General features: G+C 69.4%; 18 protein-coding genes. 12 read left to right on the top strand and 6 right to left on the bottom strand.

The features are described from left to right. The first annotated feature begins 31 nt into the window (after window positions 1–31). Entirely contained in the window at window positions 32–2029 is a 1998-nt protein-coding gene (locus VMR86_17615) for a DUF4038 domain-containing protein (GenBank protein HTO08871.1), read from the top strand. Between the two features lies 1 nt (window position 2030). Here VMR86_17615 and VMR86_17610 read toward each other — a convergent pair whose 3' ends face one another. Beyond that, complete coding sequence (locus tag VMR86_17610) at window positions 2031–3587, bottom strand: ATP-dependent DNA ligase (protein ID HTO08870.1); 1557 nt, start codon at window positions 3585–3587, stop codon at window positions 2031–2033. Between the two features lie 24 nt (window positions 3588–3611). Further along, on the bottom strand, window positions 3612–4256 hold the full coding sequence (locus VMR86_17605) for a TetR/AcrR family transcriptional regulator (GenBank protein HTO08869.1): 645 nt from the start codon (window positions 4254–4256) through the stop codon (window positions 3612–3614). Between the two features lie 76 nt (window positions 4257–4332). On the opposite strand from VMR86_17605, the gene VMR86_17600 reads away from it, so the two are divergent. Beyond that, window positions 4333–4962 (top strand): glutathione binding-like protein, encoded by a 630-nt coding sequence (locus VMR86_17600; protein HTO08868.1) that lies wholly within the window; start codon window positions 4333–4335, stop codon window positions 4960–4962. A gap of 140 nt (window positions 4963–5102) precedes the next feature. On the opposite strand, the gene VMR86_17595 is transcribed toward VMR86_17600, so the two are convergent. Both VMR86_17595 and VMR86_17590 read right to left on the bottom strand, forming a co-directional pair. Beyond that, a complete protein-coding gene (locus VMR86_17595; protein HTO08867.1) occupies window positions 5103–5531 on the bottom strand; it encodes a CHRD domain-containing protein in 429 nt (142 codons plus the stop codon). 71 nt (window positions 5532–5602) lie between these two features. After that, window positions 5603–7873 carry an aconitate hydratase gene (locus tag VMR86_17590; GenBank protein ID HTO08866.1) on the bottom strand — a complete coding sequence of 757 codons (2271 nt, stop codon included), beginning with the start codon at window positions 7871–7873 and terminating at the stop codon, window positions 5603–5605. A 69-nt stretch (window positions 7874–7942) separates the two neighbouring features. Here VMR86_17590 and VMR86_17585 point away from each other — a divergent pair, with 69 nt between their 5' ends. From VMR86_17585 to VMR86_17560, 6 genes are all read left to right on the top strand, one after another. Beyond that, window positions 7943–8836 carry a LysR family transcriptional regulator gene (locus VMR86_17585; protein HTO08865.1) on the top strand — a complete coding sequence of 298 codons (894 nt, stop codon included), beginning with the start codon at window positions 7943–7945 and terminating at the stop codon, window positions 8834–8836. Between the two features lie 25 nt (window positions 8837–8861). Next, entirely contained in the window at window positions 8862–10706 is a 1845-nt protein-coding gene (locus VMR86_17580; protein ID HTO08864.1) for an AsmA-like C-terminal region-containing protein, read from the top strand. 66 nt (window positions 10707–10772) lie between these two features. Further along, window positions 10773–11873: an efflux RND transporter periplasmic adaptor subunit gene (locus tag VMR86_17575; GenBank protein ID HTO08863.1), complete on the top strand. Its 1101-nt coding sequence runs from the start codon at window positions 10773–10775 to the stop codon at window positions 11871–11873. After that, window positions 11870–14965: an efflux RND transporter permease subunit gene (locus VMR86_17570; GenBank protein HTO08862.1), complete on the top strand. Its 3096-nt coding sequence runs from the start codon at window positions 11870–11872 to the stop codon at window positions 14963–14965. Before VMR86_17575 ends, VMR86_17570 begins: the two co-directional genes overlap by 4 nt. A gap of 9 nt (window positions 14966–14974) precedes the next feature. Further along, window positions 14975–15904 (top strand): M28 family peptidase, encoded by a 930-nt coding sequence (locus tag VMR86_17565; protein HTO08861.1) that lies wholly within the window; start codon window positions 14975–14977, stop codon window positions 15902–15904. 85 nt (window positions 15905–15989) lie between these two features. Continuing rightward, complete coding sequence (locus VMR86_17560) at window positions 15990–22340, top strand: FG-GAP-like repeat-containing protein (GenBank protein ID HTO08860.1); 6351 nt, start codon at window positions 15990–15992, stop codon at window positions 22338–22340. A 7-nt stretch (window positions 22341–22347) separates the two neighbouring features. On the opposite strand, the gene VMR86_17555 is transcribed toward VMR86_17560, so the two are convergent. Further along, window positions 22348–23115, bottom strand: a complete 768-nt coding sequence (locus VMR86_17555) for a class I SAM-dependent methyltransferase (protein HTO08859.1) — start codon at window positions 23113–23115, stop codon at window positions 22348–22350. Window positions 23116–23195: 80 nt separating this feature from the next. Here VMR86_17555 and VMR86_17550 point away from each other — a divergent pair, with 80 nt between their 5' ends. After that, complete coding sequence (locus VMR86_17550) at window positions 23196–23504, top strand: DUF167 domain-containing protein (protein HTO08858.1); 309 nt, start codon at window positions 23196–23198, stop codon at window positions 23502–23504. Here the strand turns inward: VMR86_17550 and VMR86_17545 are convergent. Continuing rightward, on the bottom strand, window positions 23443–24222 hold the full coding sequence (locus VMR86_17545; protein ID HTO08857.1) for a class I SAM-dependent methyltransferase: 780 nt from the start codon (window positions 24220–24222) through the stop codon (window positions 23443–23445). The two genes, VMR86_17550 and VMR86_17545, sit on opposite strands and share 62 nt — an antisense overlap. A 215-nt stretch (window positions 24223–24437) precedes the next feature. Between VMR86_17545 and VMR86_17540 the strand changes: the two genes are divergently transcribed. The 3 genes from VMR86_17540 to VMR86_17530 form a co-directional block, all read left to right on the top strand. Further along, the gene (locus VMR86_17540) at window positions 24438–24923 is read left to right on the top strand and encodes a HEAT repeat domain-containing protein (GenBank protein ID HTO08856.1); all 486 of its coding nucleotides are present in this window, start codon (window positions 24438–24440) and stop codon (window positions 24921–24923) included. Continuing rightward, complete coding sequence (locus VMR86_17535) at window positions 24917–25705, top strand: phytanoyl-CoA dioxygenase family protein (protein HTO08855.1); 789 nt, start codon at window positions 24917–24919, stop codon at window positions 25703–25705. Before VMR86_17540 ends, VMR86_17535 begins: the two co-directional genes overlap by 7 nt. 28 nt (window positions 25706–25733) lie before the next feature. Further along, on the top strand, window positions 25734–26462 hold a 729-nt coding region (locus VMR86_17530; GenBank protein HTO08854.1), incomplete at its 3' end, for an aldehyde dehydrogenase family protein.

The raw sequence follows: 26462 nt of genomic DNA, 5'->3' as shown, positions 1-26462 counted from the left end.
GCCGGGGGGCCCGTGGGATATTCACGGGCCCATGCCCGCCCCGCCGCGCCTCCGCCTCGCGCAGGCCGCGCTCTGCCTCGGACTCGTGTTCACGCTTCCGTTCGCCGCGCGCGCCGCGGCGCGCGCGTTCGTGCAGAAGGCCGTGGCGGAGAGCGACTCGGGCACGAGCCTCGACGCGGTGTTCAAGCGCGCCAACGCCGACGGCAGCTTGCTCGTGGCCTATGTGGCGTGGGACGGGGCGGGGGCGGTCTCGCTCTCGGACACGCAGGGCAACACCTGGGAGAACGCGGTCGGACCCACCGCCGGCCCCGTCGGCAGCGCGCAGGTGCTGTTCGCGCGCAACGCGAAGCCCGGGAAGAACGTGGTGACTGCCAGCTTCGACGGCCCGGTGGCGAGACACGCGGCGCTGTTCGTGCACGAGTACACCGGCATGAGTCACGGCGCGCCGTTCGACGTGTCGGTCGCGGCCTCGGGGTCGGACCCGAACGTGGCGGTGGGCGGGCTCGACACGAATACCTCGGGTGACGTGCTGTTCCTGGCAGTGACTTCCGACGGGCGCTCGCTGAAGCGCCTCACGCACGGCTACAAGACGCGGGCGCGCGCAGGCGGAACGCTCACGGCGGACCGCTTCGCGGGCGACGCCCACGCCGACTACGCGGCCGCGGCCGAGCAGTCGGGCAGCGGCTGGATCGCGCAGCTCGTCTCCTTCCACTACGCCGGCGTCCCGCCCAAGGGCGCGCCGAAGTATCCGCTGAAGGCGGGACCGGGGTCGCCGGCGCGATATCTGGTCGACCAGAACGGTCAGCCGTTCCTCATGACCGGTGACTCGCCGCAGTCGATGTTCGCGAACATCTCGGAGTCCGACGCCGCCCGCTATCTCGCCGATCGCCAGAAGCGCGGCTTCAACGTGCTGTGGATCAACCTGCTCTGCAACGATGGCATCAGCAACCCGCAGGGCGGCTGCCGGTCGGACGCGACCACCTTCGACGGCATTCCCGAGCTGCTCGGCGGCCTGACGCAGCCCAACGAGGCGTACTTCGCGCGGGTCGACCGGATGATCCGGATGGCGGCAACGCGGGGAATCACCGTGCTGCTCGACCCCGCCGAGACCCGCGGCTGGCTCGGCGTGCTCGAGGACGCCGGGGCCGAGGGCGCCGGTGACTGGGGGAACTGGGTGGGGCGGCGCTATCGTGGCTTCGACAACATCATCTGGATGAGCGGCAACGACTTCAACATGGATCACCTGCCTTCGGCCGGGCAGGACGCCGTGGTCCAGGCCGTGGCGCAGGGCATCCAGGACGTCGACTCGAGTCACATCCACACCGTGGAGCTGTTCTTCAAGATCAGTGGCTCGCTCGACGACTCGAGCTGGGCGCCGCTGATCCAGCTCAACGCGAGCTACACCTACGCTCCGACCTACGCCCAGGTGCTCGAGGACTACAACCGGGGGAACGCGCTGCCCACCTTTCTGGTCGAGGCGAACTACGAGTTCGAGAACGAGGCCCAGGGCGCAGACACGAACCAGGTGCTGCGCCGGCAGGCGTACTGGGCGCTGCTCGCCGGCGCGACCGGCCACATGTACGGCAACGGCTACACCTGGCCCTTCCTCGACGGCTGGCAGAGTCACTACAAGACCAAGGCCGCCGATCAGATGACCTTCGCCAAGAAGCTGTTCGAGGCCCGGGCCTGGTGGCAGCTCGTGCCCGACCAGGACCACAGCACGGTGACCGACGGCTTCGGCGGCTTCGAGAGCGGCGACGTCGGCGTCATGAACAACGACTACGTGACCGCGGCGCGCACGCCGGACGGGAAGCTGGTGATGGCCTACGACCCGGCGGGAAACACGCTCACGGTGGACCTCGGCCGGCTGTCGGGTCCGGTCCGTGCGAGCTGGTTCGACCCCTCGCGCGGCTCGTTCAGCAAGGTGAGCGGCTCGCCGTTCGACCCCACGGGCCCGATGCAGCTCGCGCCGCCGGGCATGAACCGGGAAGGCGCACCGGACTGGGTGCTCGTGCTCGAGGCCGAGTGAGTCACTCGCTCCGCTCGCCGCCCTGCGCGGCGAACAGCTTGCGTACCGTGTCCATGGTGTCGGCCTCGGCCGCGGGCTTCTCCGGCCGGTAGTGCTTCACGCGGGCCAGGCGCAGGGCGATGCCGCCGGGGTATCTCGGGCTGGCCTGCAGGTCGCTGAACGCGACTTCGACCACGAGCTCGGGCCGCACGTGCACCGCGATGCCCTCCCGGCGCACCTCGCGCGCGAGCAGCTCGGCGGTCTGCCACTCGAGCACGGCGTCGCTGAGTCCCTTGAAGGTCTTGCCCAGCATGACCCACAGGCCGGTCTCGGCGTCGAGCGCGCCCAGGTGCAGGTTCGAGAGCTTGCCGGTGCGGCGGCCGTGGCCCCACTCGGCGGCCAGCACCACCAGGTCGAGCGTGTGCGCGCGCTTGATCTTGCGCCAGGCCGCGCCGCGCGCGCCGGCCTCGTAGGGGGCGTCGAGTGACTTCGCCATCAGGCCCTCGTGGCCGGCCCGGAGCGCGGCCTCGTAGAAGGCCCGGGCCTCCTCGACCGAGCTCGTGGTGAGCCTCGGCACGCGCATGCTCTGCGGCAGTGCGCGCTCCAGCGCCGCGAAGCGCTCGGCCGCGGGCCGGTCGGCGAGGGTCTCGCCGTCGAGCTGGAGACAGTCGAAGAAGAACGCCTGCACGGGCAGCTCGGCGCGCAGCGCGGCCACGTCGAGCCGGCGGCCGAAGCGGCGCATGGTGACCTGGAAGGGGTGCGGGCGGCCCGCGGCATCGAGCGCCACCACCTCGCCGTCGAGCACGGCTTCGCGCAGCGGGAGTGACTGGATGGCCTCGATCACCTCCGGGATCGCCGGAGTGACCTCGTTCAGCGCCCGCGTGAAGGCGCGCACCGTGTCGCCCGCGCGGTGCACCTGGATGCGCGCGCCGTCGATCTTCCAGTCGAAGGCGAGGGGAGGGGAGAGCTCGGCGAACGCCGCGTCCACGTCCTCCGCGGTCTGCGCGAGCATCGGCGCGAGCGGCGAGCCGACGGCCAGCTGGAAACGCGCCAGGCCCGCCGCGCCCTCCAGGAGCGCCACGCGAGTCACTTCGCCCAGGCTCGGCGCGTACATCGCGGCGCGCCGCACCACGGGCAGGGGCAGCTCGGCGGCGGCAGCGATCGCGTCGATCGAGAGTCCTGCGAGCGCGCCCTGGCGCAGCTCGCCCGTGACCAGGTGGAGCAGAAACGCCTGCTCGGCGGCGGTGGCGCGGGAGAAGAGCTCGCGCAGCGCCGCGGCCCGGCGCTCGGCCGAGCCCGCGCCGCGGATGGCGGCAAGCTCGCCGAGCCGCCGGTCGACCTCGGCCAGCGAAAGCCCCGGCTCGGCCGCAGGCGCCGTCGCGGCGGCCTCGCGCAAGGCGGCCCAGCCGGTCCCGATGCGGCCCTGCGGCAGCTCACCGGCCAGATAGTGCGCGCCGATCTCGAGCTCGGCCGGCTCGAGCGCGCGCAGGCAGGCCGCGAGCTCGCGCACTTTGGCCAGCCGCGCGCGCGTCGCCGCCACGCGCTGCGAGGTCTCGACCAGGGCCGCGAGTGACGCCATGCCGGGCGAGTATGCGCCCCCGACTCACCGGCGCGCGCGCCGCTTGCGCGGGGCTGTGCCGCACAGGAAACGCACGGCCTCGCGCGCGAAATGCTCGAGCGAGGCGCGCGAGTCACCCGCCCGGGCGCGCAGCGCCAGCGAGTGGAGCACCGCCCCGGCCAGCTCCGCGAGCGCGGCCGGATCGGCACCGGCGCCGAGCTCGCCCTTCTGCTTGGCCGAGCGGAAGCGTGTCTCGAACGCGTGGGTGAGCTCGCGCAGGCCGGAGCCGAGCCGCTCGCGCACCGTGGCATCGCGGGCCGCCTCGGTGGCGGCGGTGCCGATCAGGAAGCAGCCCAGCGCGGAGCCGGGGTGCGCGAAGTACAGCTCGAGCGCGCCCGCGTACACGCGGCCGAGCGCGGCCGAGAGCGGCAAGTCGTTGGAGAGGGCGGCCGCCATGTCGGCGCGCGCCGCCTCCACGTAGCGGTCGAGCGTGGCGAGATACAGGTCGCGCTTGTCGCCGAACGCACCGTAGAGGCTGGGCCGGTTCATGCCCGTGGCCTGCGACAGGTCGTCGAGCGACGTGGCCGCGAAGCCCGCGCGCCAGAACGACTCGGTCGCGCGCACCAGCGCCTGGTCGGGATCGTAGGCGCGCGGCCGCCCGCGGGGCCGCTTCTGCTCATTTTGTACCATGTCGAACAAAACTCCTTGACGCCGCCGATATTATTGTTCACGGTAGTACATAAATCAACCCACGGAGACTCCCCGCATGGAACTCTACTTCGCCCCCCTGGCCTGCTCGCTCGCCACGCGCATCGCCCTGTACGAAGCCGGCCCCGCGGCGGCCGCTGCGCGCTTCACCCGCGTCGACACGCGCGCGAAACGCTTGCCCGACGGCTCGGACTTCTGCGCCGTGAATCCCATGGGCCAGGTGCCCGTGCTGCGCACCGACGCGGGCGAGCTCCTGACCGAGAACTCGGCCGTGCTGCAATACGTGGCCGAGACCTTCCCCGAGGCGCAGCTCGCGCCCGAGGGTGTGCTCGCGCGCGCCCGCCTGCGCGAGTGTCTCAGCTTCATCGGCACCGAGCTGCACAAGGCCGTGTTCCTGCCGCTGCTCGACCCCAAGGCCGACGCGGCCGCCCAGGCCTACGCGCGCGAGAAGATCGCGCTGCGCATGGGCGTGCTCGAGAAACACCTGGCGGGCCGCGAGTTCCTGCTCGACGCGTTCTCGGTGGCCGACGCCTACCTGTTCACCGTGCTCAACTGGACGCGCGCCACGGGCGTGAACCTGGGCGAGTGGCCGGTGCTCGAGGCGTACCACCAGCGCATGCTGAAGCGGCCCGCTGTGTCGCGCGCCTTCTCGGAGGAGTTCGCGCTCTACCAGGCGAGTCAGCGCTGAGGGCACGAGCCCGGCGCCCGCGGGTCGGCGCTCGGTCGGCCGCGAGGCCTGCCTGTCCGTGTGGCAGGGCCTCGCGGCCGCGCGAGAAGCCAGTTCGATCGTCGAGGCGCTGGGTTGCGTGAAAGGTCCGTGAGTCCGACTCACTTCTTCATCAGCTGACAGCGGATCTCGCCCGGGCCGTGCTTCTCGGTGTGTACGTTGAAATACCACATGCCGGCCGCGAGCGATTCGCCCTGCTCTTTGGAGAGGGTCTCGGAGCCGGTCATCGGGCTGGTGAGCGGGGCCTTCAGGGTGATGATCGGGCCGGCGTTCGAGCCGGCCTTCGCCGGGCCGTGGAAGTGTGCGGCGGTCGCCGGGCCGGTCAGGCCGGAGTAAGTGATGTTCCACGAGAACTTCATGCTCATGGGATCGTAGGTCGCGTCGACCTTGCCCGTGGCCTGGCTGTCGTTCGGCGGGACCTCGGAAGAGCTCTTCAGGTCACAGCCGTACGTGTCGGCGCGGGCGGCGAAGGCCACGAGCTGCGACGCGGCGGCACCGGCGCACAGGGCCCGGCGAAGTGAATTGTGCATTTTGTATTTCTCCCGATGGTGGTTTCGACTCAGTGGGTGGTCGTACACGGACGCTCACCCCGGGGCAAAGTCTACGCCACCCGGGCCGGCGTGGCGCCTTCTTCTCGCAGCGCGTTGACCGCCGAGCCGGCCCGGAACCACGCGAGCTGACGCGCGCCGTAGGAGTGCCGCAGCTCGAGTGACTCGCGCGTGCCGTCGGCGTGGTGCAGCACGCACTCCACCGGCTGGCCCGGCGCCAGCGCCGCCAGACCCACCAGGTCGAGCCGGTCTCCAGGGCGCACGCGCGCGTAGTCCGCCGGGTCCGCGAAGGTGAGTGCCAGGAGCCCCTGTTTCTTGAGATTGGTCTCATGGATGCGCGCGAACGACCGGGCGATCACCGCCACGCCGCCCAGCAGGCGCGGCGAGAGGGCGGCGTGCTCGCGGCTCGAGCCCTCGCCGTAGTTGTGGTCGCCGACCACCACCCAGCGCACGCCCGCCGCGCGGTACGCGCGCGCGCGCTCGGCCACGCGCTCCGCGGTCCGACCCGTGAAGGCGTCGACCGCGCCCGAGAGCAGGTTGTCGCTGAAGCGGTCCAGGTGACCGCGGAAGCGCAGCCAGGGACCCGCGGGCGAGATGTGGTCGGTGGTGGTCTTACCCGAGGTCTTCACGAGCAGCGCGAGGTCCAGGAAGTCATGGCCGTCCCAGGCGGGCCAGGGCGCGAGTCTCTGGAGTCTCTCGCTGTGCGGGTCGATCTTCACCTCGACCCTCGAGCCGTCGGCCGGCGGCGCCACGAAGGCGCTGCGGCCGCGCTCGAAGCCGGCGTCGGGCACTTCCGGAGCGGGCTTGGGGGCGCGCAGCCGGAACGGCTTGCCGTCGGCGCCGGTCAGTGAGTCGCGCAGCGGGTCGAACGCCAGCGTTCCGGCCAGCGCGAAGGCGGTCACGAGCTCGGGGCTCGCGATGAAGGCCTGCGTCGTGGCCGACCCGTCGTTGCGGCGCGGGAAGTTCCGGTTGTAGGAAGTCACGATGGCGTTCGGCTGGGCCGACTGTGCCTCGGGACGTCGCCACTGGCCGATGCACGGCCCGCAGGCGTTGGCGAGCACCACCGCGCCGATCTCTTCGAGCCGGCCCATCTGGCCGTCGCGCTCGATCGTGGCGCGGATCTGCTCCGAGCCCGGAGTCACCAGGAACGGCACCGCGGCGCGCACGCCGTGTGCCGCGGCCTGCGCGGCGACGTCGGCGGCGCGGCTCATGTCCTCGTAGGAGGAGTTGGTGCAGCTGCCCAGCAGCGCCGTCGAAAGCGTGCGCGGGAAGCCGTTCGCCGGGTCGGCCAGCTCGGCCGCGAGGCGCGAGACCGGGCGCGCGCGGTCGGGCGTGTGCGGGCCCACCACGTGCGGCTCGAGCGCCGAGAGGTCGAGCCGCAGCACGCGGTCGTAGTGTGACTCGGGATCCCGCTCGACCTCGGGGTCGGGCTCGAGCAGGGCGCCGGCGCGCTCGACCTCGCGCGCGATCTCGCCCCGGCCGGTCGCGGCGAGATACTTCGCCATGTGCGCGTCGGCCGGGAACATCGACGTGGTGGCGCCCAGCTCGGCGCCCATGTTCGCGATCGTGGCCTTGCCGGTCGCGGAGAGCGTGCGCGCGCCCGGACCGATGTACTCCACGATCGCGTTGGTCGCGCCGGAGACGCTGAGCTGACCGGCGACCCACAGGATCACGTCCTTGGGCGCGGTCCAGCCGCCGAGCGCGCCGCTCAGCACCACGGCGATGCGGCGCGGAAAGAGCAGGCCCCAGGGCATGCCCGCGATCGCCTCGACCGCGTCGGCGCCGCCCACGCCGATCGCGCACGCGCCCAGCCCCCCGGCGTTGGGCGTGTGTGAGTCCGTGCCCAGGATCAGCGCGCCCGGGAACGCGTAGTTCTCCAACACCACCTGGTGTACGATGCCCGCGCCCGGCTCCCAGAAGCCGGCGCCGTATCTCGCCGCCGCGGAGCGCAGGAAGTCGTAGATCTCGCGGTTCTCGTCCAGCGACGCGCGCAGGTCGGCCCGGCCCTCGACGCGCGCCTGGATCAGGTGGTCGCAGTGGACCGTGGTGGGAATGGCCACGCGCGCGCGGCCCGTCTGCATGAACTGCAAGAGCCCGGTCTGGCCCAACACGTCCTGGAACACCACGCGGTCGGGACGCAGCAGGAGCTCGCTCTGCCCGGGCTCGAGCGCCTGCGCCTCCGGGTCCTCGAGGTGTCCGAACAGGACCTTCTCGGCGAGAGAGAGCGGGCGGCGCAGGCGCGCGCGCACGATCTCGAGTCTTCGGGCCATGGAGCGGTAGAGCTCGCCGGCCGCTTCCGCGCTGGGAACGATGGGGTTCGTCATGCCCGGAGCTTGCGGAATCGCCGCTGATTCGTGAAATGAATTTATTTCGATGATTGATGCAGAACAGTCATGAAGCTCGACACGCTCGGGCTCGAGGCCTTCATCGCCATCGCCGACCAGGGCGGCTTCCGCAAGGCGGCGCAGGCGGTCCACATCACCCAGACAGCCCTCACGCGCCGGCTGCAGAACCTGGAGTCGCTGCTCGAGGTCAAGCTCGTCGAGCGCACCACGCGCACGGTGGCGCTCACGACCATCGGCCGCGCGTTCCTGCCGCAGGCGCGGCGCATCCTGTCCGACCTCACGACGGCGCTGGTCGAGCTGCGCGAGACGGGCAAGGCGCAGCGCGGCGACTTCTCGATCGCCTGCGTGCCGACCGCCGGCGTGCAGTATCTCCCGCGCATCCTGCAGGAGTACGCCTCGAGTCACCCGCGCAATCGCATCAAGATCCTCGACCACGCGTCGACGGGCGTCGCCGACGCGGTGCTGCGGCGCGAGGCGGAGTTCGGCATCCAGATCGCCGGCACGCTGCACCCGGACCTGGGGGCCGAGCCGCTGCTCGAGGACCGCTTCGTGCTGATCTGCCGCGGCGACCACCCGCTCGCCCGGCGCACGCGCCTGTCGTGGAAGGAGCTCGAGTCGACGCCGCTCATCCTCGCCGGCGAAGTCAGCGGGAACCGGCCGCTGCTCGAAGACGCGCTGCGGCCCCAGACGGTGGCGCTGCAGTCCTACTACGAGGTGCAGCGCAGCTCGACGGCGCTCGGGCTCGTGGCCGAGGGCGTCGGGGCCGCGGTCGTGCCGAGCCTGGCGATCCAGAAGGGCGCCTATCCGCGCATCCGGGTGGTCGCGCTCGTGAATCCCGTGATCTCGCGCCAGCTCGTGCTCGTGACTCGCAAGACGGCCGTGCTGTCGCCGGCGGCGCAGGCGCTCTACGACCTGATCCGCAAGAGCCGCCCGCGCGCCTAGGACGCCCGGATCGTAGACTGGCGCGGTGAAGCGCCTGAGACCGCTCGCACTCACTCTGCTCGCGCTCGCGCTGCTGGCGGCGGGCGGGCTCGCGCTCGCGCTTCTCCGTCTCGATCCCGGGCCGGTGCGCGCCGCCACCGGCGCGTATCTGTCGCGCGCGCTCGGCAGGAACGTCGCGCTCGGGACCGCGCGCCTCACGCTGTTCCCGCTCGCGGTCTCGATCCGCGACGCCGCGCTCGAGCTCGGCGGCGACCGGCGGCTGGCGATCGACGAGCTGCGCTTCCGGCTGTCGCCGCTGCCGCTCGTGGCGGGCGAGATCGTCCTGCGCTCGGTCGACGTGTTGCGGCCGCGCGTCGAGGCGGGCTCGGTGGCGCCCGCAAGCTGGCCCCAGGGCGCCGGGCTCGCGCTGGCAGTCACGACGCTCTCACTGCGCGACGGAGCGCTGGCGCTCGGCGGACACGAGCTCACCGGCGTCCGCGCCACGCTCACCCCGCAGCCCGGCGCACGCGCGGAGCTCACGGCCGAGCTGCCCGGGGTCGCCAAGATCGACAGGGCTGAGCTCGAGCTGCTGGGCGGCCCCGGCGCCGCCTGGCGCATGCGCGGCCGGATCGGCGACGTCGAGCTCGACAAGCTCCCGTGGACGAAGTCACTGCCCGACCCGTGGGGCAGCGCGCGCGGCGCGTTCAGCGCCGCGGGCCACGCGGGCGACGTGGAATCGGGCGAGCTCGTGCTCGAATCCGCGGATCTCAATGCCAACGGCTCGCTCTTGCACGCCACGGGGCGCGCGCGGGTCACGCTGGATCTCTCGAGCGCCTTCCTGCTCGACCTCAGCGCTGCCTCGCTGCGCGTGGCGGGGGTGGCCGAGAAGCCGGCGGGGGCGATCCTGCGCGTCAGCGGCCACGTCGCGCCGCCGCTCGACGCCTGGCGGGTCGACGACCTGCGCATCGAATCCGAGGCGCTGCGCGGCGAGGGCGCGCTCGACGCCGCAGCCGGCTCGTTCGAGGTCAGGCGCGCCAGCCTCGACCTGGCCGCGCTCGCCGCCTGGTCGCCGGCAGCCTGGCTGCCGCGCGCGGGCGCGATCGAGCTCGCGAACGGCCGGATCGTCGGCCACCCGCTGGCGCTCGACCTCGTGGGCAGGCTGCGCGACGTCGCGTTCGGCGTGCGCGGAGTCACGATCACTGCCAACGGGCCGGCCGCGCTGCGCGGCACCACGCTGTCGAGCCCCGGGCTGCAAGTCACGCTGGCGGGAGAAGCCGCGAGCGCTCGCGGCGAGTGGGACTGGCAGGCGCAGCAGGTCCACGCCGTGCTCGAGGTGAAGGGAGCGCGCATCGGGCCCGTCGCCGAGGCGGTGTGGGGACACAAGGATGTGTCGGGCCGGCTGTACGGCCGGCTCGAAGTCGCGGGCCCGGCCGATCCCGTGAAGCTGAACGGACCGGGCGAGTTCGAGCTGCTCGACGGCGAGCTGCCCAACATCTCGATCGCGCGCACCGCCGGCCTGATCAAGACACTCCCCGAGCCGCCCGGGCTGGACCAGTTCGACCGGCTCTCGGGTCACTTCCAGGTCGCGGGCGACAAGATCAAGGTCTCGGACCTGACGCTGGTGCAGAGGTACGCCAGGGCTTCGGTGGCGGGCGAGGTCGAGCTGCCCGACGGCGTCGTCGACATGACCGGCGCCACGCTGATGAGCTTCCCCGCGCTGGGCCGGCCACAGCTCCGGCCGATCCTGCGCATGGCGGGGCCGTGGTATGCGCCCGAGGTCAACATCTCGAAGGCAAGCACGCTCGACGAGCAGCGGGTCGAGAAGGCGACGATCGACGCGATCCGCAAGGCCGAGAAGGAGCAGCGCGAGCACCAACGGGCGCCTCAGTGAGTGAAGGCCGGCCGCAGTACTCTTGCTGACCGGCTGGCGCGACCGGACTTCGGTTAAGATCTGCCAATGCTGCTCCGGAGGTTGCTCGTCGGGATCGCTCTGCCTCTGGCCGCGCTCTGCCTGGCGGGCTGCAAGCGCGGTGCGAACGGGGCGGGCTTCTCGATGCCGCCGCCCGTGGTCGAGGTGATCACGATCGCGCCCGAGACCGTGCGCGACACCGTGACGCTGGTGGGGCAGCTCGACTCCGAGCACTCGGTCGAGCTCCGGCCCGAGATCGACGGCGTGGTCGAGTCGATCGACTTCGTCGAAGGCCAGAGCGTGAAGCGCGGCGAGGTGCTGGTGAGCCTGCGCGACGCCGAGCAGCGCGCGCGGGCGCGCGAGGCGCGGGCGCGCGCCAAGCTCGCCGAGGAGATCTTCGCGCGCATCCAGCAGCTCTCGGCCAAGGAAGTGAGCGCCCGGGTCGAGTTCGACAAGGCCAGCGCCGAGCTCGAGATCGCGCGCGCCGAGGCCGAGCTGCGCGAGGTCGAGCTCGCCAAGACCAAGGTGCTCGCGCCCTTCGACGGCGTGGTCGGGGCCCGGCTCGTGTCTCCCGGCGAGCGCGTGCGCCGCAGCACCAAGCTCGTGCGCATCGACGCCGTGGACCGGCTGCAGCTGGTCTTCGCGGTGCCGGAGATCGGCGTGCCGTTCGTGCGCACGGGCATGCCGGTCACGATCACCGTCAAGCCCTTCCCCGAGATCCGCTTCGCGGGCGAGGTGTTCTTCGTGTCACCGACGCTCGACGCCGCGACCCGGCGACTCATGCTGAAGGCCTGGGTGCCCAACCCCGACCGGAAGCTCCAGCCCGGGCTGTTCGCGAACCTCGAGGTGCAGCTCGCCGAGCGCCCGAACGCGATCGTGGTGCCCGACGCGGCGCTGCTCGTCGACCAGGGCGGCTCGTTCGTGTGGCGCATCGGCGAGAATCAGAAGGCGCAGCGCGTGCCGGTCGAGGTCGGCTTGCGCAAGGCATCGCGCGTCGAGCTCACCGGCACTCCGCTCGCGGCCGGTGATCGCATCGTGTCTGCGGGCACGCAGAAAGTGACCGAAGGCGGTCAGGTCGCGATCGCCGGCGAGGCGGCGGCGCCCGCGCCCGTGGCCGAGCCGGCAAAGCCTCCGGGAGACGGCGGGTGAGGCTGCCCGAGATCTGCATCGAGCGCCCGGTGCTCACGAGCGTGATGTCGATCTCGATCGTGATCGTGGGCGTGATCGCGCTCCTGCGCCTGCCCAATCGCGAGCTGCCCGACGTGGATCCCCCGGTCGTGTCGGTCACCACGGTGTATCTCGGCGCTGCGCCCGAGGTGGTCGAGACCTCGGTCACCCAGGTGCTCGAGGACCAGCTGATCGGCATCGAGGGCATCAAGCACGTGACTTCGGTCTCGCGCGAGCAGGTGTCGTCGATCAGCGTCGAGTTCGAGCTGTACCGCAACGTCGACGCCGCCGCGGCCGACGTGCGCGACCGCGTGGCGCGCGCGCGCAGCACCCTGCCGCAGGAGGTCGAGGAGCCGGTCATCGCCAAGCGCAGCGCCGACGCGCGGCCGATCCAGTGGATCGCGCTCTACGGCGGCGGCCTGTCGCAGATCGAGCTCTCGACGCTGGCCGAGACACGCCTGCGCGACCGGCTCGCCAAGCTGCCGGGCGTGGCCGAGGTGTGGCTCGCCGGCGAGCGCCGCTACGCGATGCGCATCTGGATCGACAACACCCGGCTCACCGGCCAGGCGCTGACCATCGCCGACGTGGCCGCCGCGCTGCGCCGCGAGAACGTGGACATCCCGTCCGGGCGGATCGAGGGCTCCGACCGCGAGTTCACCGTGCGCACGCCGGGTGAGATGAAGACGCCCGACGAGTACGAGTCATTGATCTTGGCCGAGACCGACTCCGGCCCGGTGCGGCTGCGCGACGTGGGCCGCGCCGAGATCGGCGCCGAGGACGACCGCAAGCTGGTCGGCTTCAACGGCAAGCCCGCCGTGGCGCTGGGCATCGTGAAGCAGTCGAAGGCCAACACGCTCGACGTCGCGGCCGCGGTGCGCGCCGAGCTCGGCGCCATGGCCGACGAGCTGCCGCCGGGCGTGGTGACCGACCTGGCGTTCGACTCGTCGATCTTCGTGGAGCGCTCGATCGAGGACGTGAGTCACACGATCTTCGAGGCGATCGTGCTGGTCGTGATCGTGATCTACCTGTTCCTGCGCAGCGCGCGCGCGACGCTCTTGCCGGCGGTGGCGATCCCGGTCTCGATCGTCGGCACGTTCGCGGTGCTGTACGCGCTCGACTTCTCGATCAACACGCTCACGCTCATGGGAGTCACGCTGGCGATCGGGCTGGTGGTCGACGATGCGATCGTGGTGCTCGAGAACATCACGCGCTGGATCGAAGAGGGCACGCCGCGCATGGAGGCCGCGCGCCGCGGCATGAACGAGATCCTGTTCGCGGTGATCGCGGCGACCGCGTCCACGGTGGCCGTATTCCTGCCGCTGGCCTTCCTGACCGACACCACCGGCCGGCTGTTCCGCGAGTTCGGAGTCACGGTGGCGGCCGCGGTGGCGATCTCCGGCTTCGTGGCGATCACGCTCACGCCGGCGCTGGGCGCACGCGTGCTCGCGGGTCACTCGGGCGAGCACGGCCTGAAGGCCCTGCTGGCGCGCGGCTTCGAGCGCATCGCGGGCTGGTACACCAGCGCCCTGCGCCCGGCGCTGGCGCGGCCGCTCGCGGTGGTGGGAATCGGCGCGGTCTGGGTCGCGCTGGGCTTCGTGCTGCTGGCGGTGATTCCGCGCGAGTTCGTGCCCGACGCCGACCGCGGGGTCGTGCTGTCGTTTATCCGCGCGCCCGAGGGCAGCACCATGGACTACACCGCGCGCTACCAGAAGCAGCTCGAGGACATCGTGCTGGCCACGCCCGAGGTCGCGAAGAACTTCTCGGTCGTGTCACTGGGCATGGGTGGCCCGGGCCTGGTGAACGAGGGCGTGCTCTTCACCTCACTGAAGCTCTGGGAGGACCGCGCGCGCTCGCAGCAGCAGGTGGTCGAGGAGTGGCGCGGGAAGTTCGGCGCGATCGCCGGCGTGCAGGGCTTCCCGGTCAACCCGGACGCGCTGGGACAGAGCCTGCGTTCGGCGCCCGTGTCACTCGTGGTCCAGGGGCCCGACATCTACGACGTGGCGCGCTACGCGGACGAGATCGCGCGCCGCGCGCAGGCGATCCCCGGCCTGGTCAACCTGCAGTCGGACCTGTTGATCAACAAGCCGCAGCTCGAAGTCTCGATCGACCGCAACCGCGCGAGTGACCTGGGTGTCTCGGCGCGCGACATCGCGTCGAGCCTGCAGATCCTGCTGGCCGGGCAGGAGCTCTCGACCTTCAAGCTCGGCGGCGAGACCTACAAGGTGATGGTGCAGCTCGAGCAGGAGGACCGCGCCGACCCGCGCGCCGTGCTGCGCGCCTACGTGCGCAGCAACTCGGGCCGCCTCATGCCGCTGGCGTCGTTCGTCGACGTGCACGAGTCGGTTGCGCCGCGCGGCCTGCCGCACTTCGACCGCGTGCGCGCCGCGACCATCAGCGGCAACCTGATGCAGGGCGCCGCGCTCGGCACGGTGCTGAAGCAGGTCTCTGCGCTGGCGAAAGAGGTGCTGCCGCAGGGCAAGGGCTACAAGGCCGTGTTCTCGGGTGACTCGGAGCAGTTCTACGCCTCCGGCAACGCGCTCTTGTTCGCGTATCTGCTGGCGGTGGTCGCGGTCTATCTCGTGCTCGCCGCGCAGTTCGAGAGCTTCCTGCACCCGGTCACGATCCTGGTCGCGGTGGCGCTGTCGTTCACCGGCGCGCTCGTGACTCTTTTGGCGGTCGGCTCGACGCTCAACCTGTTCAGCCAGATCGGGCTCGTGATGCTGGTCGGCCTGGTCACCAAGAACTCGATCCTGATCGTCGAGTTCGCGAACCAGCTGCGCGAGCGCGGCATGAGCGCGCGCGACGCCGTGTTCGAGGCCTCGCGCATCCGCTTCCGCCCGATCCTGATGACCGCGCTCGCGACCATGGCGGGCATCCTGCCGATCGCGATCGGCTCCGGGGCCGGCGGCGAGTCGCGCGCGCCGCTCGGCATTGCAGTGTTCGGCGGCGTGGGCTTCTCGACCGTGCTCACGTTCATCGTGGTGCCGGCCGTGTATCTCGCGTTCGATGGGGCGCGCGAGCGGGTGGCGGGGCGTGTGCGAAGTTCGAGCCCTGCGCCTGCAGAAGCGCGCTAGGCTGGCTGCATGAGTCGTCTCTGTGGGTTGCCTGCGGCACTGTGTCTCATTGCGTGTCTTTCTCTTCCCGGTTGTGGCAAATCGCGCCCGCTGGCGCCGCCTGCAGAGTTCGACAGCCAGCGCGCGTTTCGTGACCTGAAGGCGCTCGTCGCCTTGGGACCTCGGCCCGCGGGCTCCGAAGCCGCGGCCAAAGCACGCCGGTATCTAGAAGCGGAGCTGCGGCGCGCCGGGCTGACGGTGGAGACCCTTCCATTCCAGCTCTCCAGCGGCGGGGAGCGCGAGGGAGCGGATCTCGTCGCCATCGTACCCGGTGCGAGCAAACAGATGATCGTGTTCGTCACCCACTTCGACACGAAGCGGTCGGCCATTCGAGTACTGGTCGAGGCGAACGCTGCGGCATCCGGCCCCGCGCTGCTGCTCGAGATCGCGCGCAATGCGGCCAAGCACCCGAGCTCCGCGACCCTCGCATTCGCGTTCGTCGACGGGAGCCAGCCCCTCGGTGACGCGATCACGGAGAGCGATGGCCTGGTGGGAAGCCGTGCGCTCGTGCGCGAGTGGGATCGGACAAGCCGCCTGGCTCAGATTCGTGCAGTCGTGCTGGTGGAGAGCGTCGCCGATCCCGACCTACAGCTCGCGAACGAAGCCGCCACCGGGCCCGACGAGCGACTGCTTTTTGCGCGCGTCGTGAACGCGGTCGACTTGTGGTCGACCTACGACCTGTACACGACGATTCGCGTGCACTCCGATCAGGATCCCTTTCTACTAGGCGGAGTGAGGCGGGTGTACACGGTGCTCGATCCAGCGCACGGCGGACGCACGCCTCCCGGCTCGCTCCGCGCTTCAGATCTGGACGATATTTCGCACGTATCTGAAATGACGCTGACCCGAACGGGTGCGCTGACTGAGCGTTTGCTGGCGGAGCTCCAGTCATCGAAGTGATTCCGCAAGCAAATTTGCGCTTCTCAGCATTGTTCGAAGATGAAATGCTCCTCAGTGCGGCGGAGATCGTCGCTGGGGAGGTCGCATGCGGAGTCGGTGGGCGTTCGTACAGGTTCTTCTCCTGGCTGCGTTTGCGCGTGAAGCCTCATCACAGCTTGCTGGCGCGACCCAGGCCTCCTTCGACGTCAACGACTCGGGCGTCGCGACTTACTCGATCCCGATCACCGTTCCGCCCGGGACTCATGGCGTGCAGCCGCGCCTCGCTCTCGTCTACACGAGCGGCACCGGAAACGGGCCGTTGGGTATGGGTTGGTCCATCGGCGGCCTCTCCGTCGTCCACCGCTGCCCGCAGACGCTGGCGCAAGATGGAGTCATCGCAGGCGTCGCGAACACGCTGAACGACAAGCTGTGTCTGGACGGCGAGCGACTCGCGCTCCGCACCGGCATCTACGGCCGGAACGGCTCCATGTACCGGACGGAGCACGATCAGAACATCCGCGTGAGCGCCTGGGGGATCGGTACCGGGAACTTCGCCACCCGATTCGAGGTCGATACGACCAGTGGCCAGAAGATGGTCTACGGCGAGACCGCCGACGCGATCATCGAGGCCGTCGGCACCACCGTCCCGCGGCTCTGGGCGCTCTCGCGAGTCACGGACCTGCAGGGCAACACGCTGCGAATCTCGTACAACGAGAACACCACCACCGGCGAATACCGCCCGACGGCGATCACGTACACCGAGAACGCCGCCGTGGTGCCGGCACTGGCCTCGTTCGCGCGGATCGAGTTCGAGTACAGCGCCTTCGCGCGTCCGGATGCCAGCGTGGCTTATTCCGTGGGTTCGCTGATCTCCTCGACCGCGCTCATGACGCGAGTCGTCGTGTGCACGATCACGACCGCCCAGCCGACTTGTACGGCTGCGACCACGACCCACGAGTACCGCTTCGTGTACCAGACGGGCTCCGACGACAAAGTGACTCGCATGACGTCGCTCACGGAGTGCGGAAAGAACGGTCAGTGCCTTCCAGCGACGAGTTTCACTTGGCTCTCTGACACACCCGGGTGGGCCGCGAGCACCATCTACAAGGTGCCGGCGTTCGTTTCGGCGTTGGAACGCGTAAAGGGTGAGTTCGTCGACGTGAACGCGGATGGCTATGTGGACTTCGCGTACTCGTACAACGGACCGTCCGCGCCCATCACGAAGAACACCTATCTGAATGGCTCCGGTGGCTTCTCGCAGACGGCTTCGCCGGCATGGGCCACGCCCGACGTCCTCTTCCAGGGGCCCAGCGGGATCAGTCAGTCGCGCCGCTTCGCAGTGTTCGCCGACATCAACTCCGATGGGTTCCCGGACGTCGTGTCGGCATACAGGAACGACAACTCACCCGCCGTGACGCAGAAGACCTGGCTCAACCAGAAGACCGGCTTTGCGACGACCAACGATCCGAACTGGACGCTGCCGGACCTGCTCTACGACTACGAGGGCACCAAAGCTCGGCAGCTCGCCATGCTCGTCGACTTGGATGGCGATGGCCGCCCGGACTACGTCCAGGCCTACCAGGGCTACAACAACGGCCTGCACCGCGAGACTCACATGAACACCGGTGCCGGGTTCGGCGGCGTTGCCGCCAACTTCCAGCTTCCCGACGTGATCTGGGCTTACGAGGCCGTCACGGGCGGCGAGATCACAAAGCAGAAGGGAGTGATCATCGATCTGAACGGTGATGGTCTGCCGGATTTCGTTCAGGCCTACCGGACCACCAACCAGACGGTACTCAACACCTGGCTGAACGACGGAAACACGTTCAACCCGGCCCCGAGTCAGTATGCGCTGCCGGGACCGATGTTCGATCTTCAGGTGGCCAGCAAGGGGTCCCGGCGCACCGCAGAGTTCGCCGACGTGAACGGCGACTCACTGCCGGACTACGTCATGTCGTATGTGGGTGCGGGCGGCGGACTGCACATCGCGACGTATCTGAACACGGGCACTGGCTGGTCGCGAAACAGCGCGTGGGACACGCCCGCAGCCGGAGTCCTCTTCGACTATCAGGGAACCAACGTTCGCCAGCTGGCATCGCTCACGGACATCAACGGCGACGGGCTGGTCGACATCCTGGTCTCCTATTCAGGCACGAACAACACCCACATCGATACCTACCTGAACACGCCGACCGGATTCTCGACCACGCCTGCGTCCACGGCCTACCAGACGCCGGACAAGATCTGGGCTTACCCGAGCGCGACGGACAACCGCACGCAGGCCGTGATGATCGATATCGACGGGGACGGCGATCTCGACTTCGTGCGCAGCTATGACGGTGACAGCACCAATTTCGTCGACACGCGCCTCAATACGACCACGGTCGGCGCGCGCATCGGTCAGATCGTCGATGGTCTCGGCAAGACGATCTCGATCACTTACACGCCAGGTACCCGAACGGCCGTCTACACCAAGGGCACTGGATCGAGCTGGCCCTACGCCGACCTGATCAGCTCCATTCCGCTCGTGTCTCGCTTCCAGATGAGCGACGGCATCGGTGGCATGCGCGGCGTCACGTTGACTTACTCCGGGCTGGTTATGGACTTCTTGCGGCGGACGCCGCTCGGATTCGCGCAGCGGACCCAGCTCGACGAGCTGAAGAGCTTGAAGCGAACCACCGGCTTCCTGCAGGCGTTCCCGCAGCAGGGGCTCACGTCGAGCTCCGAGGTCCGGTACATGCCGACCAACCGGGTGCTCGAGACGAGCACCTCGACCTGGATCACCGACCCCGCCATCACACCGGGCCAGACCTACTACAAGAACCTGCTGTCGTCGCAGACGGTGTCCAAGTTCGACCTGAACGGCACCAGTTCCACGCCCGATCTCACCGCCGTGATGACTCGGACCTATGACATCTATGCGAACGTCACCTCGGAGGACATCAACTCCCAGGACGGATATCGGCGAGTCACGACGATGTCGTACTCGATCGATCCGAACGACCTGACCAACTGGCTGCTCGGGCTGCCGATCCAGCAGGAGGTTCGCGGCCAGTCTCCGAGCTCGACGCTTCCCGCCCTCGGGCAAGGGCGGATCGTGACGCGCTCCTACTTCTCGGGGACGGGACTCCCGCAGTCCGAAACCGTCGAGCCGGGTGGCGCCGCGTCTCTGAATCTACTCACGACATATGCCTACGATGGCTACGGGAACGCGACGTCAGCGACTGCGTCGGGCGCGAGTATTGCGACGCGGACATCGAGCTCCTTGTACGACGCCACCGGGCGCTTCGTCATCAACTCGACGAACGCAGAGAACCACAGCCTCACTCGGAGCTTCGACCCTGCAACAGGACTCGTTCTCACCGAACAGGGGCCGAACTTCGGTGTCGCTTCACGGACGTTCTCCTACGACGCGCTCGGCAGGCCCACCGGCTCGGTCACGCCGGGAGGGGCAACGACCAGCGTCTCATATGCCGGCTCGAGCTCGAGCTGCCCGACGAGCACGACCAAGCTCGCGCTGACCACGACCAGCACATCTGGCCCTACGGAGGTGAAGTGCGCCGACCTGCTGAATCGGGTAGTGCGCTCCGTGAGGGCCGGATTTGCAGCTTCCACCTGGATTTATGCCGACGTCGTCTTCGATGCCATGGGACGACCTGTCCAAGCCTCGCGTCCGTACTTCTCGACAGACACTCCACGCTGGGGCACGGCGACCTATGACGTCTTGGATCGGGAGCTGACGCGTCGCCAGCCCGGACTCAGTGTCGATTTCACGACGTCTTACGGGCCGTTCACAGTCACGACGACGAACGAGAAGAGCCAGGTGCGAGTCGAGACGCGGAACAGTCGGGGTGAGCCGATCGACATCAAGGACGCGAACAACAATCACACGACCTACCAATACGACGGCTACGGGAGCATCACCCGTACGACCGATCCGGCCGGCAATCAGACCACGATGATCTATGACAAGCTCGGTCGACGGACCCAACTGAACGACCTGGACCTCGGAACGACTACCGATACCTATGACGCGCTCGGACAGATGCTGTCGGAGACCGACGCGCGCCCGATGACCACCACGTTCAGCTACGACAAGATCGGAAGGCTCAAGCAGCGCGTGGCACCAGATACGACCGCCACGTTCACTTTCGATACGGCAACAAACGGCATCGGCCAGCCCGCGACGCAGAGCGGAGGAGGAGCCAGCTTCCAGCGCACCTTCCAGTACGACGTCTTCGGTCGTCCGAGCACGGTCACGGTATCGATCGACGGAACCGCCTACACCACGACACCGACGTACGACTCGGCAGGGAGAATGGCGACCCTCACCTATCCCAGCGGCTACCAGGTCAGTCAAATCTTCAACGCGCAAGGCTATCTCTCCGAGATCCAGCGAGCCGGGACCTCGATCTGGAAAGTGGAGGTCATGATCGCGGACGGCCAGATCCAGCGCGAAAGACTCGGCGCGAACCTGGTGACCGAGCGCGCCTACGATCCCAACAATGGCCGAGTCCAGTGGATCACGACGACCGCCGGTACGAGCACGAGCGTGCAGAACGCGACCTATGCGTGGGATGCGATCGGAAACCTCCAGTCGCGCTCGGACTCGGTCGTCGGACAGACGGAGACGTTCGGGTACGAGAATCTCAATCGCTTGACGGGTGTGAGTCTTGGCAGCACCGCCACGCTCACCATCGCCTACGACTCGATCGGCAACATCACCTCGAAGTCAGGAGTCGGGAGCTACACGTATCCGACCTCCAACACGTCGCGTCCGCACGCGGTGCAAACGACGTCAGTCGGCTCGAAGACCTATCAGTACGACGCCGTCGGCAATCTCACCAACTATGCGGGCCAAGCGACCCTCACATACAACTCCTTCAACAAGCCCGCGACGATCTCGCAGTCGTCTCCCGCACGCTCCGGGACGTACACTTACGCCGCGGATCAGCAGCTGATCAAGCGCGTCGAGGCGGCGACGGACCAGGGGATCACCTCGCAGTCGTGGATCTTCGTCGGAGATCTCTACGAGGTCTTCACGCGCAACGGTGTCGTCGAGAAGCGTCACTACATCAATGCAGCAAACCGCCGAGTAGCCATCTGGACCGACCGACCCGCCAGCACGTCCGATCTCCGCTATTTGCAGACCGATCACCTCGGATCGACCAACGTCGTGACGAGTGACAGCGGAACCGTGCTCGAGCGCCAGAGCTACGACGCATTCGGCACGCGCCGCAACCCAACGACCTGGGGTCCGCCCGGCGCTGGCGGCGTAGCGTCGACGGTGACTCCCGCGTTCACAGGTCACCAGCAGTTCGACATCTTCGGCTTCACGTACATGAAGGCCCGGATGTACGACCCGACGCTCGGGCGCTTCATGAATGCCGATTCGATGATCGAATCGGTCGTCTCGACTCAGGGGATGAACCGCTATTCGTATGTGAACAACAACCCGCTGTCGGCCGTGGACCCCGACGGGCATCGTTCCAAGTTCCTCGAGCGACTCGGCCGCGCGTACCTGACGGCAACGCTCGCGCCGATCTTCGGCGACCTCGCAGGGCCGAGCGGATACTTCACGGCAGACTACGTCGCGAAGGGCGGTGACATCGGCCAGGCCGCAAAGATGCTCGCTCTGCAGAGCGCGACCTGGGTGATCACGGTTGCCGCTGCAGTCGTCTCTTGGTGGGCGGCCGGGCCCATGGGACCCGGCGGTGTCGCCGCCTTTGCGATCGGCCTGTTCGCATCGATCGCCTCTTCGGCGGCGGTCGCGGCCATCAACGGAGAGGACATCGGTCGGGCGGTTCTCATAGGAGCGGCGATCGCGATCGCAGTCCCCCTGCTCAAGATGGCGACGAACTGGATATTCAGCTTCGAGTCGGCTGGTCCAACGTTCAGCCAGCTGTCACCGGCTGATCAGGAGGCGGCTCACAACGCGGGGCTGACGTTCATCGACGCCAACGGTGTCGAGCAACTCGACTTGGAGAAGGTGGCTCTGATCGGAGAGAGACCTGCCGCGGAAAACGCTGAAGCGATTTGGAAGCCGTTCCCATCCTCGTCACTGAAGGCACCGTTCGGAGCCGATCAATTCGGGCCCCACAAGCTCCTCTGGATCTGGGACGCGCCCTACAAGAGCGTTCCCTACTACATCATGAGGGCGTTCTCGGGCATCCACGACTTCCTGAATCACTTCTTCTTCTACGACACCAACGGATTCGGGAACATCGCCGCATCTCCACTCGCGCGAGCGCTCGGCTCACTGTCTCCGTGGTTGGCGAAGGTCTCGAATATCTTCGTGGCGAGCTTCGGGGAGATCATCAGCCTGACGAACCTGGCCCCGGCGGTGCCTTTCGCAATGGCCAATGCGTTCAATCTCATGCCGGTTCAGATTGCAGCGGGGCTCCAAACAGCGACGGCAACTGTCGCAGCCACCAACCCGTTCCAACGGAGGCAATGAGCCGGAGTCACACCTTGACCGTGAGCTCCAGCCCGCCTTCGTAGGGAAGGGTGACCGTGCGCAGGCCGCTCTTCGGGTCGTTCACGAGCGCGAAGTAGTCGGCGTAGGGCTCGCGGAACTGGTTCGTGTTGTCGGCGACGACGATGGCGCCGGGACGGAGCGCGGGCAGGATCCGCTCGAGCGCCGGCCGCGCCATCTCGACCCAGATGTCCATCAGCACGAAATCGATCGGACCGGCCAGGCCGCGCAGTGTCTCGCGCAGGTCGCCTTCGCGGAGCTCGATCCACTCCGTGAGTCCTGCCTCCTGCCAGTTGGCGCGCGCGGCGCGGGCCTTGGCGGGCTCGTACTCGGTGCCGATCACGACGCCCGTCCCGATGGACTTCGTTCCGCTGCGCGTCACTGCGCGCGGCGCCGCCGCTTGCTGGCCTCGCTCAGGGCGGCCTTCGCTCGGCCGCTCGCCATCCTCGCGCGCGTTGTCGCGCACCGCGGCAGCGAGATACAGGGTCGAGACGCCGAAGGAGGTGCCGACTTCCACGATGCGGCGTGCGCGCAGGGCCCGGCAGAGCTGGTAGCAGAGCTCCGCCTTGTCGCGCTCGAGGGCGATCAGCTTGTCCGCCATGAAGCGGTGCGTGCCCTCGTCGAAGCCCTTCCAGTCGAGCGAGCCCTCGCGCGCGCGAGTCACGAAATAGCCGGTCACGGCTTCATTCTGCGCCGAGCTCTGCGCGTGCAGCCGCTCGAGCAGCTTCTCCAGATCGGGATCGTTCAGTACGCTCATGCGCGAAAGACTAACGGCACCCCTGCCCGCAGGCTGTCTCCTGTGCGCCGAAGAGTGTCGCGGAGGCGACAACGCAAGGTTTGAAGCTCACCGAATGCGACGGCCGCGTGCTCGTCGAGGTCCACGTCGTGCCGCGCGCGTCGCGGAGCGCGATCGCGGGGCTGCACGGCGAGCGCCTGCGGGTGACTCTCGCCGCGCCGCCGGTCGGCGGTGCGGCGAACGCCGAGCTCGTGGCGCTGCTCGCGCGCCAGCTCGGACGGCCGCGGCGCGACGTGGAGATCGCGCGCGGTGAGTCGAGCCGCCAGAAGACGGTCGCGCTGCGCGGGCTCACCGTGGCGCAGGTGCGGGCAGCGCTCCAGGCGTCGCTCTCTCGTCGCGGACCAGCGTGACGATCAGGTTCGACTGCAAGCCGCGCAGCGGCCTGGTCTGGAGCGCGCGCAGCACGAACAGCTCCGCCAGGCCGATCGGGCCGAGGAACAGGAACGAGCCGCCCGCGCCCACGACCTCGAGTCTCTCGACGCGGAAGCCGGCCTCGCGCGCGAGCTCGTGCACCCGGCGCGCGGTGTTCATGCGGTAGTAGGCGGGAAACACGTCCTCGGCGGGCCGGTGCTCGAGCCGCAGGATCAGCCACTTCTTGAGCCGCTCGGGCGTCCAGCTCGCGATCCAGATCAGATAGTAGAGATAGTTCGGGGTCTGGAACGTGAAGCGGCCGCCGGGCGCGAGCACGCGCCGCACGTCCTCGAGCACCGCGCGCGGGTCGGGCAGGTGCTCGGCGACCATGTTGGCAGTCACGACGTCGAACGAGCCGGCGCGAAAGGGCAGGGTGCCGCCGAGCGCCTTTACGCGCAGGCGCAGCAGCGGGTGCGCGAGCAGGCCGGCGTCGGTGTCGGCGCCCACGAAGCGGCGCGCGGAGTCGACCCACCGGCGCTGCTTCTCCGGCGGATACAGGAAGTCGGGGATGATCTGGTGACCGCAGCCCAGGTCGAGCCAGCGCGTGCCGGGCTTCAGCACGCGGTCGAGCTCCTCGCCGTAGCGGGTCTGCGAATGAGTCAGGTCCAGGCCGATCGCTCGCGCGAGCGGCGCGCGAAAGCGCAGCCAGAAGGGCATCGCAGCGATGGTACACGCGGCCGCGGGTCTTGACTCCTGGCGAGCGCCCGGGGATCCTGCGCGCACAGACGTGAACCGCGGGTCGAGGCCCGCGCTCACTCCATCGGACCGTCCGACCTGCGCGGCGCAGTGGTTGCGCCTCGCCGGGCCAGACGGCCGACCCTTGGAGCGGGCGCCGGGCCTTCGGTGCTTTCGGCGCCCGCGGGAGAGACGACATGAGTCCGAGTCCCCTGTCCGGGGCGCAGGCCCTCGTCGACGCGCTGGCAGACCCGGCGCGGCGCGCCGCGGCCTACCAGTCCCTGCTCGCCGCCGGCCCCGCTGCCCGCGCCGCCGTGCTCGAGGGCACGCACGACGGCCGCTGGCAGGTGCGCCGCTGGTGCGCGATCTGGCTGTTCCACTGCCCCGACCCCGCCGACTTCGAGTCACTGGTCCCGCTGCTGCGCGATCCCAGAAGCAAGGTGCGCTTCGTGGCGATGGTGGCGTTGGGGGTCGCGCACGCCCGGGTGGAGTCACACGAGATCGTGCCGCTGCTCCTGGAGCGGCTGTTCCAGGACGAGAGCCTGCGCGTGCGCCGCCAGGCGGCCGTGCTGCTGGCGTGGAACCACGCCCACCCGGACCTGGCCGGCGTGTTCGCGGAGCTCGAGCGCGAGAGCGACCCGAAGCTGCGGGCCTGGGGCCGGATCGGGAGCGCGCGATGCTGAGCCGGGCGCAACGCGAAGAGTTCGAAGCTCGAGGTCTCTTGTGGCTGCGCGCCGCGGTCGATCCTGGAGTGGTCGCCGATCTGCGCGCGCGCATTCTCGAGTATCTCGCACAGAAGCGCGCCATTCCCGAGTCACCGCCCGCAAGCTTCGTGATCCATGCCGCCCGGACCTCCCGCCTGATGGGCGCGTTCGACTTCGCCAAGACCTGGGGTGACTCGGGGGTCGCAGCGATCGACGACATGCTCGGCGCGGGCCGGTGGCTCGTCCCGCAGCACGCGGGTCAGCTGTTGATGATGACCTGGCCCAACCCGGGAGCGGAATGGCGGCTGCCGCACAAGGTCTGGCACCTGGACTATCCGGCGCCGGCGGCCGCGACGGTCATTCCGGGCATTCAGGTGTTCCTGTTCGTCGACCGGATCGAGCCGCGCAGTGGCGGCACCCTGTTCGTGGCGGGGTCGCACCGGTTGGTCGACGCACTGCGCCGGCGGCAGCCGCCCGATTGGCCCGGCGCCTCCTCGGAGGTGCGGCGCTCACTCGCGCGCGAGGTGCCCTGGCTGCGCGAGCTCTGGTCGCTGCGGCCGGGCGAGGACCGGATCGCGCGCTTCATGGAGCGAGTCAGCGTCGTGGCCGGCGGCGAGCTCCAGGTGGTCGAGGCCGTGGGCGAGCCGGCCGACGTGCTGGTCATGCACCCCTGGGTCCTGCACGCGCCGGCGCCGAACTGCGGCACGCGGCCGCGCATGCTGCTCACCGAGCGGATCCGCCTGCGGACCGGCGGCGACTGACGTGTTACAACACCGCCGGGGGTGAGAGATGGCCACGCTGCGCGTCGACGATCCGTTCACCGGCGAGCTCGCCTGCGAGGTGCCGCTCGCGGAGTGGGACGAGATCAGCCGCGCGCTCGAGCGCGCGCGCGCGGGCGCGGCGCTGGCCGCGGCGCTCCCGCTCGATACGCGCAAAGAGCTGGTCGAGCGCGCGGTGCAGGTCATGGAGTCACGTGCCGACGCGATCGCGCCGGCCATCTCGCGTATGATGGGCAAGCCGCTCGCGCAGGCCGCAGGTGAGCTGCGAACGCTGGCCTCGCGCGCGCGCACGATGCTCGAGCTCGCCGACCGCGGGCTCGCGCCGATCGACCCCGGCGGCGACGACGGCATCGTGCGCCGCATCGAGAAGGTGCCGCTGGGAGTCGTGCTGGACCTGCCCGCCTGGAACTACCCGCTGCTGACCGCGGTGAACGTGGTCATGCCGGCGGTGCTCGCGGGCAATGCCGTGGTGGTGAAGCACTCGCCGCGCTCGCCCTCGTGCGGGCCGATGTTCGCCGACGCCTTCCGCGAGGCCGGCGCCGACCCGCGCATCGTGCAGTCACTCGACTGCACGCACGAGCTCACCGAGCGCATGGTTGGCGACCCGCGCGTCGACCACGTGGTGTTCACGGGCTCGGTCCACGGCGGCACGCGCATCAGCCAGGCGGCCGCGGGCCGGTTCCTGCAGATCGGCTACGAGCTCGGCGGCAACGACCCGGCCTACGTGGCCGCCGACGCC

Source organism: Myxococcota bacterium, from assembly GCA_035498015.1.
In the GTDB taxonomy this organism is placed as follows: Bacteria; Myxococcota_A; UBA9160; order SZUA-336; family SZUA-336; genus VGRW01.
This window is presented reverse-complemented; position numbering and strand designations above follow the sequence as displayed.

What these genes read in the sequence shown, in the direction of transcription:
- VMR86_17615 (HTO08871.1), top strand. Translation starts at nt 32, where the DNA reads ATGCCCGCCCCGCCGCGCCTCCGCCTCGCGCAGGCCGCGCTCTGCCTC.
- VMR86_17610 (HTO08870.1), bottom strand. Translation starts at nt 3,587, where the DNA reads ATGGCGTCACTCGCGGCCCTGGTCGAGACCTCGCAGCGCGTGGCGGCG.
- VMR86_17605 (HTO08869.1), bottom strand. Translation starts at nt 4,256, where the DNA reads ATGGTACAAAATGAGCAGAAGCGGCCCCGCGGGCGGCCGCGCGCCTAC.
- VMR86_17600 (HTO08868.1), top strand. Translation starts at nt 4,333, where the DNA reads ATGGAACTCTACTTCGCCCCCCTGGCCTGCTCGCTCGCCACGCGCATC.
- VMR86_17595 (HTO08867.1), bottom strand. Translation starts at nt 5,531, where the DNA reads ATGCACAATTCACTTCGCCGGGCCCTGTGCGCCGGTGCCGCCGCGTCG.
- VMR86_17590 (HTO08866.1), bottom strand. Translation starts at nt 7,873, where the DNA reads ATGACGAACCCCATCGTTCCCAGCGCGGAAGCGGCCGGCGAGCTCTAC.
- VMR86_17585 (HTO08865.1), top strand. Translation starts at nt 7,943, where the DNA reads ATGAAGCTCGACACGCTCGGGCTCGAGGCCTTCATCGCCATCGCCGAC.
- VMR86_17575 (HTO08863.1), top strand. Translation starts at nt 10,773, where the DNA reads ATGCTGCTCCGGAGGTTGCTCGTCGGGATCGCTCTGCCTCTGGCCGCG.
- VMR86_17565 (HTO08861.1), top strand. Translation starts at nt 14,975, where the DNA reads ATGAGTCGTCTCTGTGGGTTGCCTGCGGCACTGTGTCTCATTGCGTGT.
- VMR86_17560 (HTO08860.1), top strand. Translation starts at nt 15,990, where the DNA reads ATGCGGAGTCGGTGGGCGTTCGTACAGGTTCTTCTCCTGGCTGCGTTT.
- VMR86_17555 (HTO08859.1), bottom strand. Translation starts at nt 23,115, where the DNA reads ATGAGCGTACTGAACGATCCCGATCTGGAGAAGCTGCTCGAGCGGCTG.
- VMR86_17545 (HTO08857.1), bottom strand. Translation starts at nt 24,222, where the DNA reads ATGCCCTTCTGGCTGCGCTTTCGCGCGCCGCTCGCGCGAGCGATCGGC.
- VMR86_17540 (HTO08856.1), top strand. Translation starts at nt 24,438, where the DNA reads ATGAGTCCGAGTCCCCTGTCCGGGGCGCAGGCCCTCGTCGACGCGCTG.
- VMR86_17535 (HTO08855.1), top strand. Translation starts at nt 24,917, where the DNA reads ATGCTGAGCCGGGCGCAACGCGAAGAGTTCGAAGCTCGAGGTCTCTTG.